We start from the raw sequence: 16,662 nt of genomic DNA, 5'->3' as shown, positions 1-16,662 counted from the left end.
ATCCCTGATGCGGCGTTATCTGTTTAACCTCACCGGTTAATAGACACCCTGACGCGGGGTGGAGCAGCCCGGTAGCTCGTCAGGCTCATAACCTGAAGGTCGCAGGTTCAAATCCTGCCCCCGCAACCACTCTTTCCGATCCGTTGAGTTTTGAGATATAGACTCGACGGAATCGCGAAACAAGAGAAAAAGTTCGGGTGCATGCCTCTAACAGAGGAGGCGGCACAAACGAGTTTCATTTTTCCCGGACTTTTCAAATAGATAAAGAAAAACCCGTCGGCGGCAACCAACGGGTTTCTGAAAAGGCTTAGACTGCCCTCGACTTGAAATCTGAGGTAAAGTTTAGGCGACGGGATCGCTTTGTCAAGTGCAAATGCGATGTTTGAACTCTGCCGATACCACGCATGACATCTTCATATTCCCAAGCGCACATTGGCGCGGTTGCTGAACAATCAGCACCCGTCGGAACGTCTGCCGTTGCTCGCTGGCACTGGGTGCAGACCAAGATCCTTCCCAACCCTGATTTGACGACAGCCGAGATCTGCGTTGCCGTTGTTCTGGCATCGCACGTCAATGATCGTACGCAAGCATGCTTCCCCAAGATTGAGACGATTGCCCAAGAGGCAAGTCTTTCTGATCGCAAGGTGCGGCAGGCGCTTAAGCGTTTGGCCGAACTTGGGTTGGTCGCAAAGCTGAGCCGGGCCGTTGGCAGGCTTCGTAATCGAAATGCGTATCAGCTGATCGGTCTTGGTTCTAAACCGGCATCTGGTTCCATCATACCGGCATCAGATTCCGGTGTTAAACCGGCACGTGGTGCCGGTTCCAATAAGAAGAACACGGATAAAGAAGAAAACACGGATGAAAGGGAACAGGCGAATGCTGTTTCTGGCACCGGCGCAACCGTCCTTCCTGCCGTCGATGATCAATGTTTGATTTTAGCCAGAGAATGGCAGCGGTTGTGTTGTGAGCCTTGGACTTTGGCAAACGCTTGTTTGCGGGTGAATGAAGCGATTGATCGCGTTGGCATCGATGCCGTCAGGTTGGAGCTGGATGGTTTACGACAGAAGGGAAAGCGACCGTCTAGGATGGACATTCTTGATGCGCTCGATGGTTTGATGCCGGAGCGTGAACGTGATGCTGCGGACATGCCTACTCAGTGTGACCTTATTGGGCCGCCTGAATGGCAGGAAATATGCACGATAGTTGGTCGTTCCAATGTGCCAGGATGCCGTAATCCCGGTGCCTGGCTGTCTCAGGTGCAGGCGAGTATTACAGGCAAAACGATCCAGCTAGTGGCGAAAAACCGCTGTGTGCGGGATACGACCGAGCATCACCTCATGGATAGAATTAAATCGATAGCTAAGTTCCGCGGACTGGGGATTGGCGCTATCTCGTGTTTGAGCTGATTGTTTATTCCACGAGGACAGATTGATCCGCGCTGCAAACAGGGTCGAAAATGTCTTTCTGCTATGTCATTCATCTATCTGAAGACAAGGATGTCAGCCCATTGCGTTGTATAGCACGGGCTGCGGCTATCGGACTTCATAAACCAGTCTGGACTGGTGCGCGGCAATCGTCCGATTGTTACGCTGTCACGACCATACTTTTCGCCGAGCATGTCCAATGTTGTCATCAAAAGAGAGGGTGGAGCAGGGGCCGGGGAGAACAGATCCCTCGGAGCGGTTTCCGGACGGCATAGATCAAGCAACATGATACCGGCTTTCTTTACCAAAAGGCCGGATTGCCAAAGCTGGTCGATGTGATCTCTGATCGTTGAACTGACGGTTCTTGTATCGTTGCTGTAGGGTATCAAAGCGATATCGAGAGCGCGTGAGAATTGCGGTCGGTCTTTGCGAAACCGATTGCCGAGAATAAATATCTGTAATCGACCGGCGACCAAACCGGTGCGACGCAGCTTCATACAGCCGCGAGCAGTGAAGTCGATCAGTAACTCGCAAATCTGATCATGATCATTTACCTCGCTCGCAAGGGATCGGGACACGCAGATAGTCTGTTTATCGACTGGGCTATCATCAAGAGGGATCGACCGCTCGCCCCGCAACTCCCGGACTGTCCTGAGCCCGCCTACGGCCATCATATCACGCACCGCACGATCAGGCATATCTCTCAGTTGCCGTGCATTTAGAATGCCCATGGCGGCCAGTTTACGACCATATTGCCGACCTATCCCCCAGACGTCGCCGACTTCGGTACGTTCAAGCGCCTGATTTATCCAGTTGGGGTTATTGAGGACAAGAACACCAGAAGCCTTGGCGGATTTCTTTGTCAGTCGATTGGCAATTTTGGCCAGCGTTTTGGTCTGTGATATTCCGATGCCGACAGGGATACCGGTTTCGCGGTAAATTCTGTCTTTCAATTCGCGGCTCCAAGCCGTTTGACCGGGCAGAGACAAGCCATCCAGATCGAGGAATATCTCGTCGATGGAATAGATCGAGCTGTCAGGCGCACAGGATGCAGCGAGTTCCATCACCCTGCGGCTTATGTCGCCATAGAGGGTATAATTGCCTGATTTGACGATCACGCCATGCTTTTGAATGAGATCTTCGATCTGAAAAAGGGGCTGGCCCATTTTGATGCCCAAGGCTTTGGCCTCATTGGACCTCGCGATTGCGCAACCATCATTGTTACTCAGGACAATCACCGGTCGTCCGCGCAATGTGGGATCGAACAGGCGTTCACAGGAAACGTAGAAATTATTGCAATCAACCAGCCCAATCATCGTGATGGCCAGTGCAGGCTGATATGCACAACGCCCCAAATTTCGGTTGATTCATTGCATTCTATTATCGGATATGCCGGGTTTTCAGGCACAAGACGATACAGGTTGTGCTCGATCGTGAGGCGCTTGACTGTAAATTCACCTTCATGGGTCGCGACCACAACATGCCCTGGCATGGCCTTGATTGCTCGATCGACGACCAAGAGGTCCCCATCATGCATAACAGGCTCCATGCTATCGCCTTCAAGTCGGCCAAAGAAGGTGGCTGCGGAACGTGAGATTAGCCTCTGTAGTCGAAGCTCGCTAGCAGGCTATCTGGCTTCACGCTATATGGTGCTGACCAGTATTGTTCGGTTGTGGCCATTGGCAAGCCTTCAATCAACTTCCACTCCTTGTTTCCAAGATATTTTGATATCTCTTTTTTCAAAACTACAGGCAGGCCGTTGCTTAGAATTGCGGACAAAACGACATCGATCAGAAAACCTATCCACGCTGTGACGCCCAAGAGCTTCAACGCAGTTCCAATGCCGATAACAATAGCAACATATTTCCCCATATGAACTTTCTTCAGAGTACTTTTTAGCTTCACTGTGCCGGAATTATCGATGGAAGGATAAAACCCCATCTGAAGATGGGCTCTGCTTCCAACCTGTGGACTAATAATAGCCCACCCGATTGGAAGCCGAAGTCCTTTGAAAAGCTCGAAGTCACAATAAGCACTGACAGATACATCGAGATCGATATCCAGAAGTATGCCGCCTCCATTAAGATCAAAGCTGATGTTGAAGTTTGAAAAGCCGACCGTAGCTTCGGCGCGATATCCGATGGTTCCATTATCAGAAGCAACCATCTTGACAGCGGGCATCTCCTCCACTGTCATGGATCGTGCAAAATCTTTTGGTATGTATAGGCCTGCCATACCTTCTCTGCCTTCAGGTCTATGACCAAAATCGGTATGCGGGTCTTTATCATCCGCTACAGGTCCGCCTAAAGAAATTTGACCGATTTCGTCATTAACACCTGGGTTCGCTGGAGCGGTGTTAGTGATCGTTGTTCGCTCAACTTCGAAATCTGGTCCATCAGTACAACGACATGCAGATGTCGAATGGATCGAAACACGCTCCGAAGGAAGGATTGCTAGAGCATCGCCGTTGTCGATAATGGCTAAGCTAATATTTTTTCCAAAATCAATAACTGGAAAAATGTCGGAGAATTTTATTTCTCGGCGTTCCCCCAATATGTTTGCAACTGCTTGCGAAACAACACCGTAGCCAACATGGCCTTCAACATAGGCAGCTTCAGTAGGGTCTATTCCGGCGTTCTGTAGGATATTGTCAGCGGCTGGTGTTCTTTCGATCTTTCTCTTGGCATCGAAATCCGCACCTTCGATCAGAAGTAAATTTTCAGAAGCTCGCATGTGTGAACGAGCATCTGAAATATCCATGGTTATCGTGGATACCACCTGAGTCGGATCACCAGATACGGATATGTCGATGATGACTGCAAACGAACTGTTTACAAGTATATCCACTTCCTTGTCCGGAAATGCGGCTGCCTTGGGCGGTGCGAGCACAGCTCTTGCTGCGCCAGCCCACTGAACATCACGTAGAGTGGCTTCAAGCTGCATGTTGCCGGCAGGAATTGATTTTCCTTTAAGTAAGTCAATATTTTGGAGCAATCGCGTTAGCACAACGCGAGCCAAAGGGAATGTCCTAATATATCCAGCCGGGAGGGCACCTGAGAGCACTTCTAGTTCGTCATGAATATCTGACATATTAAAATTTCCCTATCCGATAAGTGCAATCCTCTAAAAGGAGGTCGAGGCAACACCCGCATCGACAAGGCCCTGTTTTGACAGATTGGCGGCAAGCTCTGCATTGGTTTCATGAGCCCCCTCCCCTGCGCAGGCTGTCATCGCTGGCGCAATCACTGATTTAGGAAGATCGAATATTAACCACTGTTAATTTTGGTTTGACAAGCGGAAAAATGGCGAAACAATCAATCGCAGGTTGCCCATACGATTTTCACACTCCTAGCTTGCTGGCAGGCAGGTGCCTGTATGGCGATATGTAGAAATTTGTCTCGGCTAGTCGACTTTCCCTTCCGGATTCGCCCTGGACAATCTGTCGCGGCCGTTTTCTATTTCACCGGTCACAAATCCATGCGTTTCCGAAGCCCTCTATCGGACTAGGCGGCCGGAATTGCGGAACGTCGCTGAACTAGATTCTCCAGTGCATATTGAGGTCCTTGATGACTGATTTTCCAGAAACCGAGAGTTGTTAGAGTCATTTCATGCGATGTCTATTGCCAAGCAAGGATCCATACCGGCTGCGGATTTCCAGCACAGCACTTTCTTCGGATGACATCCGAGAAAGTTGTAAGGCTATGAATTTGCCAGATGTGTCCGTTGAAGTAACTTCGCGTGGATACATAGTTGAAACCTGTGATCCGACTGCGGCAGAAATGGTGCGCCGTGCTTTCGAGGCCGAGCATATAGATGATTGATTTTCCAAATAACGAGCGGGCAAAATGATCGAATTCAGGAAGCATATTACCCGGTCTATGCTTTCCAGCGAGAGATCAACCTTGTTTGTGTTTGGCGTTAATCTCGAACGCAAAGGAAAGGGCGGGCCGGCCAAAGAGATGTGTGAATTGACTCATGAAACTGGAAACGCGACGCATAACTTTAGAATCTGTGACGCATAAAGTTGGAAACGGATGCTAATGCGTCAGAGATCTAGGTGGCCTTTCTTAGCTACCTAGATCTCTTGTCTTTGTACTGTGATGATTAATGTTGTGAATTTCGAAAACACACATTCATCTGCATAGAAAGCATTCAGAATCAAAGAAGTGCAGAAAGTGGGCGTGAGCATGCATCCATTAAAAATGCATATTCTGTTCCCAGAACGTCACAGCATTTGACACCCAATTTTCTGCACTGGTTCCAGTCCCAAGGCCAAAACCGTGCCCAATGTTTGGATAGAGGTGGTAAGACACATCCGTGCCAAGCTCTTCAAGAGCTCTGATTCGATCTTCCATTGCTGATGGTGGTGAAATGTGGTCGTTCTCTCCAACGACTACGAACGTTGCGGGCTCTTTGGAAGCGTGATCTGAATGTGCAGTATAAGCCATGACAACAGTTGATGGCTTTGGCAGTTTCTCACCGCCAAAAGCGTCTGCACCGTGCGACCCGATTGCTGCGGCCATGCGGGCTCCGGCCGAACTGCCCCAAAGCGAATACCCATAGCGCGAAACGCCAAGGGTATCGGCATGATCAAAAACAAAGCCAAGGGCGGCAGCAAGATCCTGTGTTGCGGTATTTTGTCCTCGCCCCGTCCGATATTTCAAAACGAAGGCATTCAGGCCAGCTTTATTGATTGCTAGGGCATAGGGGAAGCCTTCGTGAACTGACCCGACATAACTAAAGCCGCCACCAGGTGCGATGACGGCAAATGGTGCACCGGGTTTGCCGCGAAAGAAAAACAGACCCGTATGTCCAAGTGACGGGTCGGCCCGCATTTGAGCGTCACTATAAAAGTCAAAGAAAACCTGCTGCCCTTTTGCAATATCATCAATCATGCGGTTCAGACCGCCAGTCACATCCTGAGCCAACACATTGCTATGATAAGGCAAAAGCTGTCCGAAATCGTACAACGCTAGCCCGTTGTCATAGCTGCGGTTCTCCCATGGCATGATCTGCAGTCCAAAGGACGCCAGTGCCGGATGGCTGAGCAAATCACCAATATTGCTATCGGCTGACAAATGCTCAAAAGAGTGGCGCCCAACCTCCTCAATATCGGATCGAGACTGCAAGCTGCCCTGAGGTGCCGCAACTTCTTCAGCAAGGGCAAATGACTGCACGATCGCCAAGGGTAACGCTGTTAGAACGGGTTGAATTGCAATCGCGCCAATGCGCAACCTTTTGAAAATATTGGCTAACATGGGGAAACCTGCGCAACGAGGATGTAAAATTCCGATTACGCGGCAAGGTTAAACCATTTCCATCCGCGGAATTAGGTGAGAAAACCGGAATAGATCAATAAGCACTGCTAATGAATAAGGTGGTTCTTCGGCTTGGCTCATCAGCTGCAGAGAATTGCGGTTTGCCAATTTTCAATTCGAGCCCATTTGTCAGTTAGTTGAATAAAGTATTGCCAGACCCTGCTGGGAGCAGACATATGGGGAAGATTTCTGAATATCTTGACCAAAAAGTAAATATCCAAGTCTCGCAAGACGCTGAGGAAACCCTGCTTCGAAGCGAGCATTCCGGCCAGCGTCTGGCAATAATGGGGCGGACCGTTGTTTTGTTTCTCCTCGGCGTTTGGTTGGTTGCAACCCGGGCCGAAGATGCAACGCGCGCCTATGGGTATTTTATGGTAATTACCGTTTTTCTGGCTTTGGGATTGGCGCATTATTTCCTGATTGGGTCGGCCTATGACCGGCGATGGGTGAAATACGTATTTGTCACAATCGACATTGCCCTGATGTCGATACTGATAGCGACCCAGCCACTGTTTTATACGGCACCAGACCTGCCGCAAACCCTGACACTGCAAAACCCTTACTTTCCTTATTACTTTGTGATTCTCGGCGTGACAGCCTTCAGCTTTTCGCCATTCCTTGTCATCTGGACTGGACTTGCTGGCGCAATTGGATGGCTAAGTGCGTTTGTCTACATCACGCGCAATATCTCAGATCCGTTAAGTTGGAACGACATCCCGAACCATCCCAATGCGCAACAAGTCATGGATGTGCTTCTCAACCCCAATTTCGCCGGACCTGAAAGTCGACTTCAGGAAACTTTGCTGTTACTGGTTGTTGCATTGTCGATTGCAACTGTCATGTGGCGTGCACGGAAAACCTTGAAACGCCAACTTGATGCAGAACGTGAACGCCGTGCCATATCGGGGATGTTTGGTCGTTTTGTCCCGCAAGCAGTCGTTGATTCTTTGATAAGCGGCAAAGGAGTGCTTGAACCTGTCGAAAGTGAGGCCACCGTTCTCTTTGTCGATATAGCCAACTTTACCCGACTTACAGAACGAGTTGGGCCCGCAAAAACCGTGGATGTTCTGAACTCGTTCTTTGAGGAAGTCACCCGTATCATCGGGCGCCATAATGGCGTCATTACGCAATATCAGGGGGATGCTGTTCTTGCGACCTTCAACGTGCCGATAGAAGACACCAATCACGGCGCCAATGCGGTACTTGCTGCAGGAGATATTCTGGATTGCGTTGCCAGCAGGATGTTTGGCGAAGAACAATTGCATGTTCGCATTGGAATCAATACGGGGCCGTTAATCGCAGGCAATGTCGGTGGGGATGAACGTCAGTCCTATACTGTTCACGGCAACACCGTGAACATTGCTGTCCGATTGCAGTCCCTTTGCAAAGATTTTGATAAACCGATTCTGATCTCGGCAACAACAGCCGGGCATATTCGGAATATAGAACTTGAATTTGTTGGCTCCATCCCGGTACGAGGCCTGACGGAAGCTCTTGATACTTTTACCTTTGTTGACCGAACTGAATAAGCTCAGGCCGGAGCCCAACAAGGGACAGCCTAAAAACAGAAACCCAATTTAATAAGCTGTCCTTATTAAGCCTATCCAATTTATCCATCTAATCAACTGATCGGACCACTGTTAGCCTTCTGGTTGCTTCGACATAACCCCGAAGGAACCAAAGATGGATACTTTTGCAAAGACGCTGAAACCTGTGCTGTTGGCGGCAACGCTGTCACTTTCCGCTTTCCTGTATGTCCAGAGCGCCTCTGCGGCCGATCCGCTGGTCATTGCCGATCAGGGTAGCTTTACCGTTGGCGGTACGGTTCTGACCGAGGAAGGCACATTTGATCCCCGCAAGCCCTTCACCCCCGAAGGTCAGACATTCCACGGTGACCATCTTTATACCTTCTATCAGATCCCGGTTGATCCTCGTCCTTTACCCATTGTGATGTGGCATGGTTTCGGCCAATTTTCCAAAACTTGGGAAACCACGGCTGATGGTCGCGAAGGATTTCAGAATATCTTTCTGCGCCGCAATTTTCCGGTCTATCTGATTGATCAGCCTCGTCGTGGTAATGCGGCACGCAGTACTCTTGGCACCACCATCACGCCAAAACCCGACGAGCAGTTCTGGTTCGGGCAGTTCCGTGTAGGCGTCTGGCCCGATTACTTCGAAGGTGTTCAGTTTGCCAAAGACCCGGAAACACTGAACCAGTATTTCCGTCAAATAGTGCCCGACACCGGCCCGATTGATATTGACCTGAATGCTGATGCGGTCGCTGCCCTGTTTGAAAAAACGGGTGATGGCATCCTGTTTACCCATTCGCACAGTGGTGGCATGGGCTGGGCAGCCGGAATGAAAAGCGATCACATCAAGGCCATTGTCGCCTTTGAACCAGGCAGCAATTTCGTCTTCCCGGAAGGCGAAGTTCCCGAACCGCTGCCAAGCTCCTTTGACACACTCAAAGGTGTTCCGGTCGCTGCATCTGATTTCGCCAAACTGACCGAAATCCCGATTGTCATCATCTATGGCGATAATATCCCGTCCGAGGCGACCGACATTCCGACTATGGATGCGTGGCGCGTGCGTCTCGAAATGGCCCGGACATGGGTAGAGACCATCAATGCCCATGGCGGTGACGCAACCCTGATTCACCTCCCGGAAATCGGGATTACCGGCAACACCCATTTTCCGTTCTCTGACCTGAACAACGTCGAAATCGCTGATCTGGTTTCCAAGTTCCTCACCGAAAAGAACCTCGATTGATCTTCACAAGAACCGGGGCATGGAACATATGCCCCGGCTCCCAAAACAAGGAACAGATCTATGATCGAACTTAAAAGACAGATGATGATTGCTGCAGGCATCTTGTCGCTGGCGACACCAATGGCACCTGCTTTTGCCGACACTTCAAACCAAGCCGAGGGTCAAGCCACCCAACAGTCCCGCGCGCAGCAAATTATGGGGGACATTGCCCCAAAGTTGGCCGAACTGACCGATGATGTTCTGTATGCGGACATTTGGGAACGCGAAGGACTTTCAAAACGGGATCGCAGCCTGATTACCGTATCCGCACTTGTTGCCATGAACCGCCCCGCTCAGCTGCACTCGCATATCGGCTTGGCACTACGTAATGGCGTGACCAAGGAAGAAGTGGTCGAGACCATCACCCAGATGGCGTTCTACGCCGGATGGCCCAATTCCGTAACCGCCGTCAGTGTCGCTCGCGACGCATTCGAAGCATTCGATGCGCAAACCGCCCAATAACGGCTCGGTTTCACATTCTACGACCAACAATCGGAGACAAAAAATGAGATCGCATTTAGCTATCGCATCGGCCCTGACCTTTCTGGCCGTCCCCGCATTGGCGCAAACAAACTCTGATGCATCGGTGACACGTTCTGGCTCCCAACCGGCAACGCTTGGATCGTCTGAATATTTCACCGGACAGGTGCGGGTCGAGGATCGCTTTGCCTCGACCGATCCGGCAACGGTCCGCGGTGCAACGGTTGTGTTTGAACCCGGTGCACGCAGTGCATGGCACACCCATCCATTGGGGCAAATCCTGATTGTCACGAATGGTGTCGGCCATGTGCAGGTAGCTGGTCATCCCGTTCAAACCATCAGACCGGGCGACGTGGTTGTGATCCCTGCCAATGCAAAACACTGGCATGGTGCCAGTGCCGATAACGGCATGTCTCATATCGCTTTTTCCGAAACCCAGGACGGGAAATCAGTCACCTGGATGGAACAGGTCAGCGACGAACAGTATGGCGCGCGCTGATCAATGGTGTTCATGCCCGAAACACCTGAAATTCCCCGAACCTTAATAATCCCCCCGATCCCCAAAGACGCGAAAGAAGCCGATAATGATCAATGAACGCATCAACCAGACAAGACGCAAAATTCTCGGTGCGTCTGTGCTCGTTTTACTCGCTTCAACACTAGGAATTCCTGCCATGGCTGCCGACTATCAGCAAAACCCCTTCACACTCGCTTATGACGGGGCCATCACCAAAAATGAACCGGGCATGGTCAATATCAATCCAGTCACATATAAGCTGAATGGCCTTGATATCGTCGCCAATGTCTATACCCCGGCCAATTTTGACCCGAACCAGAAATATCCGGCTATTGTTGTGGCGCATCCCAACGGTGGCGTAAAGGAACAGGTTGCTGGTCTTTATGCCCAGCATCTTGCCGAACAGGGGTACATCGCTATCGCGGCTGATGCAGCCTATCAGGGTGGAAGTGGCGGCATGCCGCGCAGCGTGGATAAGCCGGTTAACCGGATCGAAGACATCCACGGCATGGCCGATTATATTTCAAGCTATCCCGGTGTTGATGCCGCCCGCCTTGGATTGCTCGGCATTTGCGGCGGCGGCGGCTATTCTTTGTCCGTTGCCAAGACCGACAAGCGTTTCAAATCGCTGGCAACCATCAGCATGTTCAATTCCGGGCGTGTCCGCCGGAACGGGTTTGAAGACTCTCAACTCGATACCATTCAGCAGCGCCTGAAGCAGGCATCCGATGCCCGCGCGCAGGAAGCTGCAGGCGGCGAGATTCTTTATGCGGGTGACGCCAATCTGACCGATGAACAGATCGCGGCTTTGCCGTTCGAGCTGTATCGCGAGGGATTCCAATATTATTGGCGTACACACGCACATCCCAATTCGACCTTCCGTTACACCATGAGCAGCCTGCTCGATTTGATGCGCTGGGATGCGACCGATCAGATTGAACTGATTGATATGCCGCTTTTGATGATTGCTGGCAGTGATGCAGACACGCTTTACATGACCGAAGATGCCTTCGCCAAAGCCACAGGAACAACGGATAAGAAGCTGTTCAAAATCGACGGTGCGTCGCATATCGAAACCTATTGGGTTCCCGAATATGTCGGGGCGGCAATGGGCGAACTTATCCCCTTCTTCGAACGCACGCTGACCGTCGCAGGAAAGTAGACACCGGTTCCGGCCACTCGGCCCTTGCGGTCTTCAGTCCCAATTTGTCGAAAAGAAACAGCAATGTTAAAATTCAATTCCGCCTTGAAGAAAGTCATCGGTGTCTCGGGTGTTCTTGCTCTGATCGCAACTACCGCCTTTGCCGAGGAAACACGGGTAACCTTTCCCGAAAATCTGGATGATCTGATCCATTACACCACGGTGCGCCGTGGCGAGGTGACCGAACATATCAAAACCACCCCCGAAGCCATTGCCGCGATCAAGGCGGGCGAACCTGTCCCGTTTGGCACTCATTTTGTTCTCGAAGACTATCGAAATGGTGAAATTTATCGCTATTTCATAATGCAAAAGGGCGAAGGTTGGGGCCTTGACTATGACGAGGATCGCCGCACCGGTGACTGGCAGTACCAATGGTATTGGGGAGATCGGTCCATCAACATGGATGAAAACACAGCGCGTTGCCAACGCTGCCACAGCAGTCAGGAACGCAGTGAATATCTTTATACCGGCTATCGCATTCCGCATTTTGACGGAACCCCGATAGACTGATCACCCACGGAGCACATCGTGAACGCAAAAATCCTGTCTCGACTGTCGATGGACATTGTTGCTGCCGGGTTGTTTCTCATCGGGCTGGCTTACTGGTGGCTTGGCAATGCCATACATGAATTTGTCGGCACTGCCATGTTCGTTCTGGTCATCGCCCACAACATCATCAATCGCCGCTGGTATAGGACTTTACCCAAAACCAGAAAGGAACCGCGCAGTCTTTTAAATGTTGTGCTGACCTTTGTGCTTGCACTGGTGATGCTGGTTCTGCTTGGCACCAGCATCATCATTTCCAAAACTCTGTCCTTTGGGTTTTATGACGGCTTTACGGTACGCCAAATCCATGTTCTGGCGGGCTATTGGGGATTGGTGATTGTTGCCATTCACCTTGGCTTTCGCTGGCAAATGATCATGGGCATCGTACGTAATCTGTTTGGTGTTTCGAAACCCGGTCGCGAGGTAACATTTGCAATGCGTTTAATGGCTGCGGGGGTTGCCCTGTATGGAGCTATGGTCTCGTCATCGGCTCTTGATATGGGCTATCGCCTGTCCATGACCATGACGCTCGACTGGTGGAATTTCGAAGAATCCGTCATTGGCTTCTTTGTCCACACGATTGCGATCATGGGGTTTTATATCTTCGCTACCCATTATGCGCTGGTTCTGTTTCAGACCTCAAAGCGCAACAACCGCTCAGCGCGTCCTATACCGCAGAACATCAACAAGTAACGCCAGCACTGGCGAAGACTGTTTGCGACTGGGATAATACAAATGATAGCCGGGAAAAGGCGGGCACCAGTCTTCAAGCACGCGGATCAACCGGCCTTCCTCGATGTGACGAAGAACTTGATCTTCGGGCATATAGGCAATGCCAAGCCCGTCAAGAACAGAACTCAGTCGAAGGGTGATATTGTTAAAAACAAGCTGTCCTTCGGCACGCACCCGGATTTCCTGATCATCGGTTTCCAGATCCCATGGAAAAATGCCGCCATAAGTCGGCAATCGCATATTGATGCAATTGTGGTTCATTAGGTCCTGTGGCGTTTTGGGGATGGGATGTCTCGCAAAATATTCCGGTGTACCGACTACCGCCATACGCATATCGGGTCCGATGCGGACTGCTATCATGTCCTTGGCCACCTGTTCGCCAAGCCGCACACCCGCGTCGTACCCTTCGGCGGCTATATCAATCAGTCCGTGATCGACGATGATTTCGATGTGGATATCGGGATATTCCGGCAGAAATCTTTTCAAGGCAGGTTGCAGAACGGTCATGGCGGCATGTTCACCGGCACTCAGGCGGATCGTTCCGGCAGGCTTTTCACGCAAGGCACTTAATGCAGCCAGCTCGGTCTCGATCTCTTCAAAGCGCGGCGCGACGGTCTGAAGCAATCTTTGCCCGGCATCCGTGGTCGAGACGCTTCGTGTCGTTCGGGTCAGAAGCCGAATCCCAAGGCGCTCTTCAAGTCCCTTGATCGTTTGACTGAGTGCCGATTGCGATACCCGAAGCTGCGCTGCTGCACGGGTAAAGCTCCGTTCACGGGCTACCACGACAAAGGCAGACAAATCGTTGAAATTCTCACGCATGATTAATTAGACCTGCTTATTACCGCATACCGATTATAGCGTCTAATCGCAAACTTATGCACGTGATAAAACTCGATCAAATCATTTCATTCCGTGCGAACACGTCTCTTTGACCTTCAACTTGGCTGGTCCTTCACCTGTGTCAGCCGTGGTTATGGGAACGAATAGAGTGTCTGCCTTCTCGTTGAGAGAGCCAATGACCAAAGATAGTTCAACACGTCGCTCGGCGATCCTGGCGATCATTCTTGTTAGTTACGTCATGATCGTTCTTGATATCTCGATTGTGATTACCGGGTTGCCGAAAATCCATACCGACCTAGGGTTCACGGACGCCGGCCTGTCATGGGTTTCAAGCGCCTATACCTTGACCTTCGGGGGCTTCCTCTTGCTGGGGGCACGAGCAGGCGACATTTTGGGACGTCGGCGCATGTTCATTATTGGACTTGGGATTTTTGCCATTTCCTCTGTACTGATCGGTTTTGCGCAGGCGCCCGTTTGGCTGATTTCTGCACGCGCTATTCAGGGGATTGGATCGGCCATTCTCGCCCCGTCAACGCTTGCTCTTTTGCAAACCAACTTCCCGGCAGGACCAGAAAGAACCCGTGCAATTTCCTATTACGCATCGGCTGCCGGTATTTCGGCAAGTATCGGTTTGGTGTTGGGCGGCATCCTTGCCGAATGGCTGTCTTGGCGGGTCGGATTTTTCATCAATTTGCCGATTGCGGCTGCCCTGATCATCGCAACACGTAAAAATGTCGAGGAAACAGAACGCCGCTCGGGAACATTTGATATCGCCGGAGCCATTCTTTCTATGGCAGCGATGACGGCACTGGTTTTCGGGTTTGTAAATGCGGCGGAAACCGGCTGGCAGAACGATGTGACGGACATCTCGCTTCTGGCAGGTATTGTCTTGTTGATTGCCTTTGTCTTTGCCGAATGGCGGGCGCGTCAACCGATCATGCCACTTCGGCTATTTGCCAGTCGGGAACGCAGTGGTGCTTATCTCGCACGCATGTTGTTTCTTGGCGCGAATGTAGGCTTCTTTTTCTTTGCCACCCAGTTCATGCAGTCAGTAGGCCATTACAGCCCGGCCATGACAGGGCTGGCATTTTTACCAGCAATGGTCGTCAATTTTGTTTCTGCACTGATGGCGCCCCGGTTGATGCGCAAAATTGGTCAGGGACCGGTTCTTGCCGGCAGTATCCTGCTTGGCATGCTCGGCGTCGGCTGGCTGACTCAACTGACATCGTCGACAACCTATCTTGGTGGTTTGGCCTTACCGATGTTGCTGATCGGTATCGGACAGGGTGGCGCGCTTGGTCCGCTGACGACTTCGGGTATTTCAAATGTTGCCACCGAGGATGCTGGCGCTGCCTCTGGGCTAGTCAATGTAGCTCATCAACTGGGCAGCTCGCTTGGACTGGGTGTGCTGGTTGCAGCAGCAAGCTTTAACGCCGATGCCTTCGCCGGTATCGCCCTTCTGACCCATCGGGTGACCAATGCGATGACGGCCGGGACGGTCATGCTGGGTGCGGCCTTGCTCGTTGTCTCTCTTTTGATCATCCGTTCCCCTGAAGGTAGTCGGTCGATCAAAACATCGGCCTGAATTCCATGCCCCTCACGAAATGAACCACAACTGACACTCTTTCGAACATCAAAATCGGAGATGAACATGAAATATCGCAAACTAGGCAAGGAACTCGAAGTTTCGGCACTTGGGCTTGGTTGCATGAGCATGAGCGGACTGTATGGTCCTGCGTCTGACACGACCGAAATGGTTAAGCTGATCCGCTACGCGCATGACAAGGGCGTTACGCTGTTTGATACGGCTGAGGCTTATGGGCCTTTTGCCAATGAACTCCTTCTGGGCGAGGCACTTGTCCCTATCCGTGATCAGGTCGTAATTGCGACCAAGTTCGGCTTCGATATCAATCTTGAAACCGGAGAACGCAACAGTGGCGGAACCAACAGTCGTCCCGAACATATTCGGGCGGTAACCGAGGCGGCTCTTAAACGCCTGAAAACTGATCGGATTGATTTACTCTATCAGCACCGTGTCGATCCTGATGTCCCGATCGAAGACGTTGCAGGGACGGTGCGTGACCTGATTGCCGAAGGCAAGGTCAAGCATTTCGGTCTGTCCGAGGCGGGTATCAACACCATTCGCCGGGCGCATGCCGTACAGCCGGTTGCGGCGGTTCAAAGTGAATATTCCCTGTTCTGGCGGGGGCCTGAAACCGAACTGTTACCGGTGCTTGAAGAGCTCGATATCGGCTTTGTTCCCTTTAGCCCGCTGGGCGCCGGTTTTCTGACCGGACAGATCGACGCCAGCACAAAATTTGCCGAAGACGATTTCCGCAATCTTGTCCCGCGCTTTAGCGTTGAGGCCCGCCTGGCCAATATGAAACTGGTGGAACTGGTCAAAGTCATTGCCTCGCGCAAGAACGCAACTCCTGCTCAGATCGCCCTTGCCTGGCTGATGGCGCAAAAACCCTGGATTGTGCCTATTCCTGGCACCACTAAAGCCCACCGTCTTGATGAAAACCTGGGTGCTATTGATCTGGAACTAAGCGATGCCGACATTGACGAGATTGCGCAAGAACTCGCGAGCATCGAGATTGTTGGGGAACGTTTACCTGAAGCGGTACTAAAAATGTCAGGGCTTTGAAGAACATCTTTGTCCAAATGCAGTTCAGTAAGCCTTGATTAGTGCTATTTATTTCCCGCTTTTGGTGAAACGTATTTGTTGGCTGTAGTGACAGATGGCGCAAAAGTTGGCTGATTAATTTCTTGTTGTTTCTAAGAAACCTCACTGTT

Annotated in this window: 15 protein-coding genes and 1 tRNA gene; 11 read left to right on the top strand and 5 right to left on the bottom strand. The window is 51.2% G+C overall.

Features of this window, described 5'->3' with window-relative positions:
* Positions 1 to 52: 52 nt before the first annotated feature.
* Positions 53 to 129: transfer RNA gene (locus tag ACN0TS_RS16460), tRNA-Met, on the top strand.
* A gap of 275 nt (positions 130 to 404) precedes the next feature.
* Positions 405 to 1,406, top strand: a complete 1,002-nt coding sequence (locus ACN0TS_RS16455) for a helix-turn-helix domain-containing protein (RefSeq protein WP_417260455.1) — start codon at positions 405 to 407, stop codon at positions 1,404 to 1,406.
* Between the two features lie 74 nt (positions 1,407 to 1,480).
* On the opposite strand, the gene ACN0TS_RS16450 is transcribed toward ACN0TS_RS16455, so the two are convergent.
* From ACN0TS_RS16450 to ACN0TS_RS16435, 4 genes are all read right to left on the bottom strand, one after another.
* Positions 1,481 to 2,740, bottom strand: a complete 1,260-nt coding sequence (locus ACN0TS_RS16450; RefSeq protein ID WP_417260454.1) for a Y-family DNA polymerase — start codon at positions 2,738 to 2,740, stop codon at positions 1,481 to 1,483.
* Positions 2,737 to 2,973 (bottom strand): LexA family protein, encoded by a 237-nt coding sequence (locus ACN0TS_RS16445; protein WP_417260453.1) that lies wholly within the window; start codon positions 2,971 to 2,973, stop codon positions 2,737 to 2,739. The genes ACN0TS_RS16450 and ACN0TS_RS16445 overlap by 4 nt, the downstream gene beginning before the upstream one ends.
* Positions 2,974 to 3,020: 47 nt before the next feature.
* Complete coding sequence (locus tag ACN0TS_RS16440; protein WP_417260452.1) at positions 3,021 to 4,514, bottom strand: hypothetical protein; 1,494 nt, start codon at positions 4,512 to 4,514, stop codon at positions 3,021 to 3,023.
* 1,106 nt (positions 4,515 to 5,620) lie between these two features.
* Positions 5,621 to 6,682 carry an alpha/beta hydrolase gene (locus ACN0TS_RS16435; protein WP_417260451.1) on the bottom strand — a complete coding sequence of 354 codons (1,062 nt, stop codon included), beginning with the start codon at positions 6,680 to 6,682 and terminating at the stop codon, positions 5,621 to 5,623.
* Positions 6,683 to 6,918: 236 nt separating this feature from the next.
* Between ACN0TS_RS16435 and ACN0TS_RS16430 the strand changes: the two genes are divergently transcribed.
* From ACN0TS_RS16430 to ACN0TS_RS16400, 7 genes are all read left to right on the top strand, one after another.
* Complete coding sequence (locus ACN0TS_RS16430; protein ID WP_417260450.1) at positions 6,919 to 8,271, top strand: adenylate/guanylate cyclase domain-containing protein; 1,353 nt, start codon at positions 6,919 to 6,921, stop codon at positions 8,269 to 8,271.
* A 154-nt stretch (positions 8,272 to 8,425) separates the two neighbouring features.
* Positions 8,426 to 9,511 carry an alpha/beta hydrolase gene (locus ACN0TS_RS16425; protein WP_417260449.1) on the top strand — a complete coding sequence of 362 codons (1,086 nt, stop codon included), beginning with the start codon at positions 8,426 to 8,428 and terminating at the stop codon, positions 9,509 to 9,511.
* A gap of 60 nt (positions 9,512 to 9,571) precedes the next feature.
* Positions 9,572 to 10,012: a carboxymuconolactone decarboxylase family protein gene (locus tag ACN0TS_RS16420; protein WP_417260448.1), complete on the top strand. Its 441-nt coding sequence runs from the start codon at positions 9,572 to 9,574 to the stop codon at positions 10,010 to 10,012.
* Between the two features lie 43 nt (positions 10,013 to 10,055).
* Complete coding sequence (locus ACN0TS_RS16415; RefSeq protein ID WP_417260447.1) at positions 10,056 to 10,529, top strand: cupin domain-containing protein; 474 nt, start codon at positions 10,056 to 10,058, stop codon at positions 10,527 to 10,529.
* Between the two features lie 85 nt (positions 10,530 to 10,614).
* Positions 10,615 to 11,709, top strand: a complete 1,095-nt coding sequence (locus ACN0TS_RS16410; RefSeq protein ID WP_417260446.1) for an alpha/beta hydrolase — start codon at positions 10,615 to 10,617, stop codon at positions 11,707 to 11,709.
* A gap of 63 nt (positions 11,710 to 11,772) precedes the next feature.
* The gene (locus tag ACN0TS_RS16405; protein ID WP_417260445.1) at positions 11,773 to 12,258 is read left to right on the top strand and encodes a cytochrome P460 family protein; all 486 of its coding nucleotides are present in this window, start codon (positions 11,773 to 11,775) and stop codon (positions 12,256 to 12,258) included.
* Between the two features lie 18 nt (positions 12,259 to 12,276).
* Positions 12,277 to 12,987: a DUF4405 domain-containing protein gene (locus ACN0TS_RS16400; protein ID WP_417260444.1), complete on the top strand. Its 711-nt coding sequence runs from the start codon at positions 12,277 to 12,279 to the stop codon at positions 12,985 to 12,987.
* Here ACN0TS_RS16400 and ACN0TS_RS16395 read toward each other — a convergent pair.
* On the bottom strand, positions 12,952 to 13,845 hold the full coding sequence (locus ACN0TS_RS16395) for a LysR family transcriptional regulator (protein ID WP_417260443.1): 894 nt from the start codon (positions 13,843 to 13,845) through the stop codon (positions 12,952 to 12,954). The two genes, ACN0TS_RS16400 and ACN0TS_RS16395, sit on opposite strands and share 36 nt — an antisense overlap.
* 196 nt (positions 13,846 to 14,041) lie before the next feature.
* Here ACN0TS_RS16395 and ACN0TS_RS16390 point away from each other — a divergent pair, with 196 nt between their 5' ends.
* Both ACN0TS_RS16390 and ACN0TS_RS16385 read left to right on the top strand, forming a co-directional pair.
* Positions 14,042 to 15,451 (top strand): MFS transporter, encoded by a 1,410-nt coding sequence (locus ACN0TS_RS16390; protein ID WP_417260442.1) that lies wholly within the window; start codon positions 14,042 to 14,044, stop codon positions 15,449 to 15,451.
* Positions 15,452 to 15,517: 66 nt separating this feature from the next.
* Entirely contained in the window at positions 15,518 to 16,513 is a 996-nt protein-coding gene (locus ACN0TS_RS16385; RefSeq protein WP_417260441.1) for an aldo/keto reductase, read from the top strand.
* The last annotated feature ends 149 nt before the right edge of the window (positions 16,514 to 16,662 follow it).

It is taken from the genome of Celeribacter sp., assembly GCF_048266405.1.
GTDB lineage: Bacteria > Pseudomonadota > Alphaproteobacteria > Rhodobacterales > Rhodobacteraceae > Celeribacter.
This window is presented reverse-complemented; position numbering and strand designations above follow the sequence as displayed.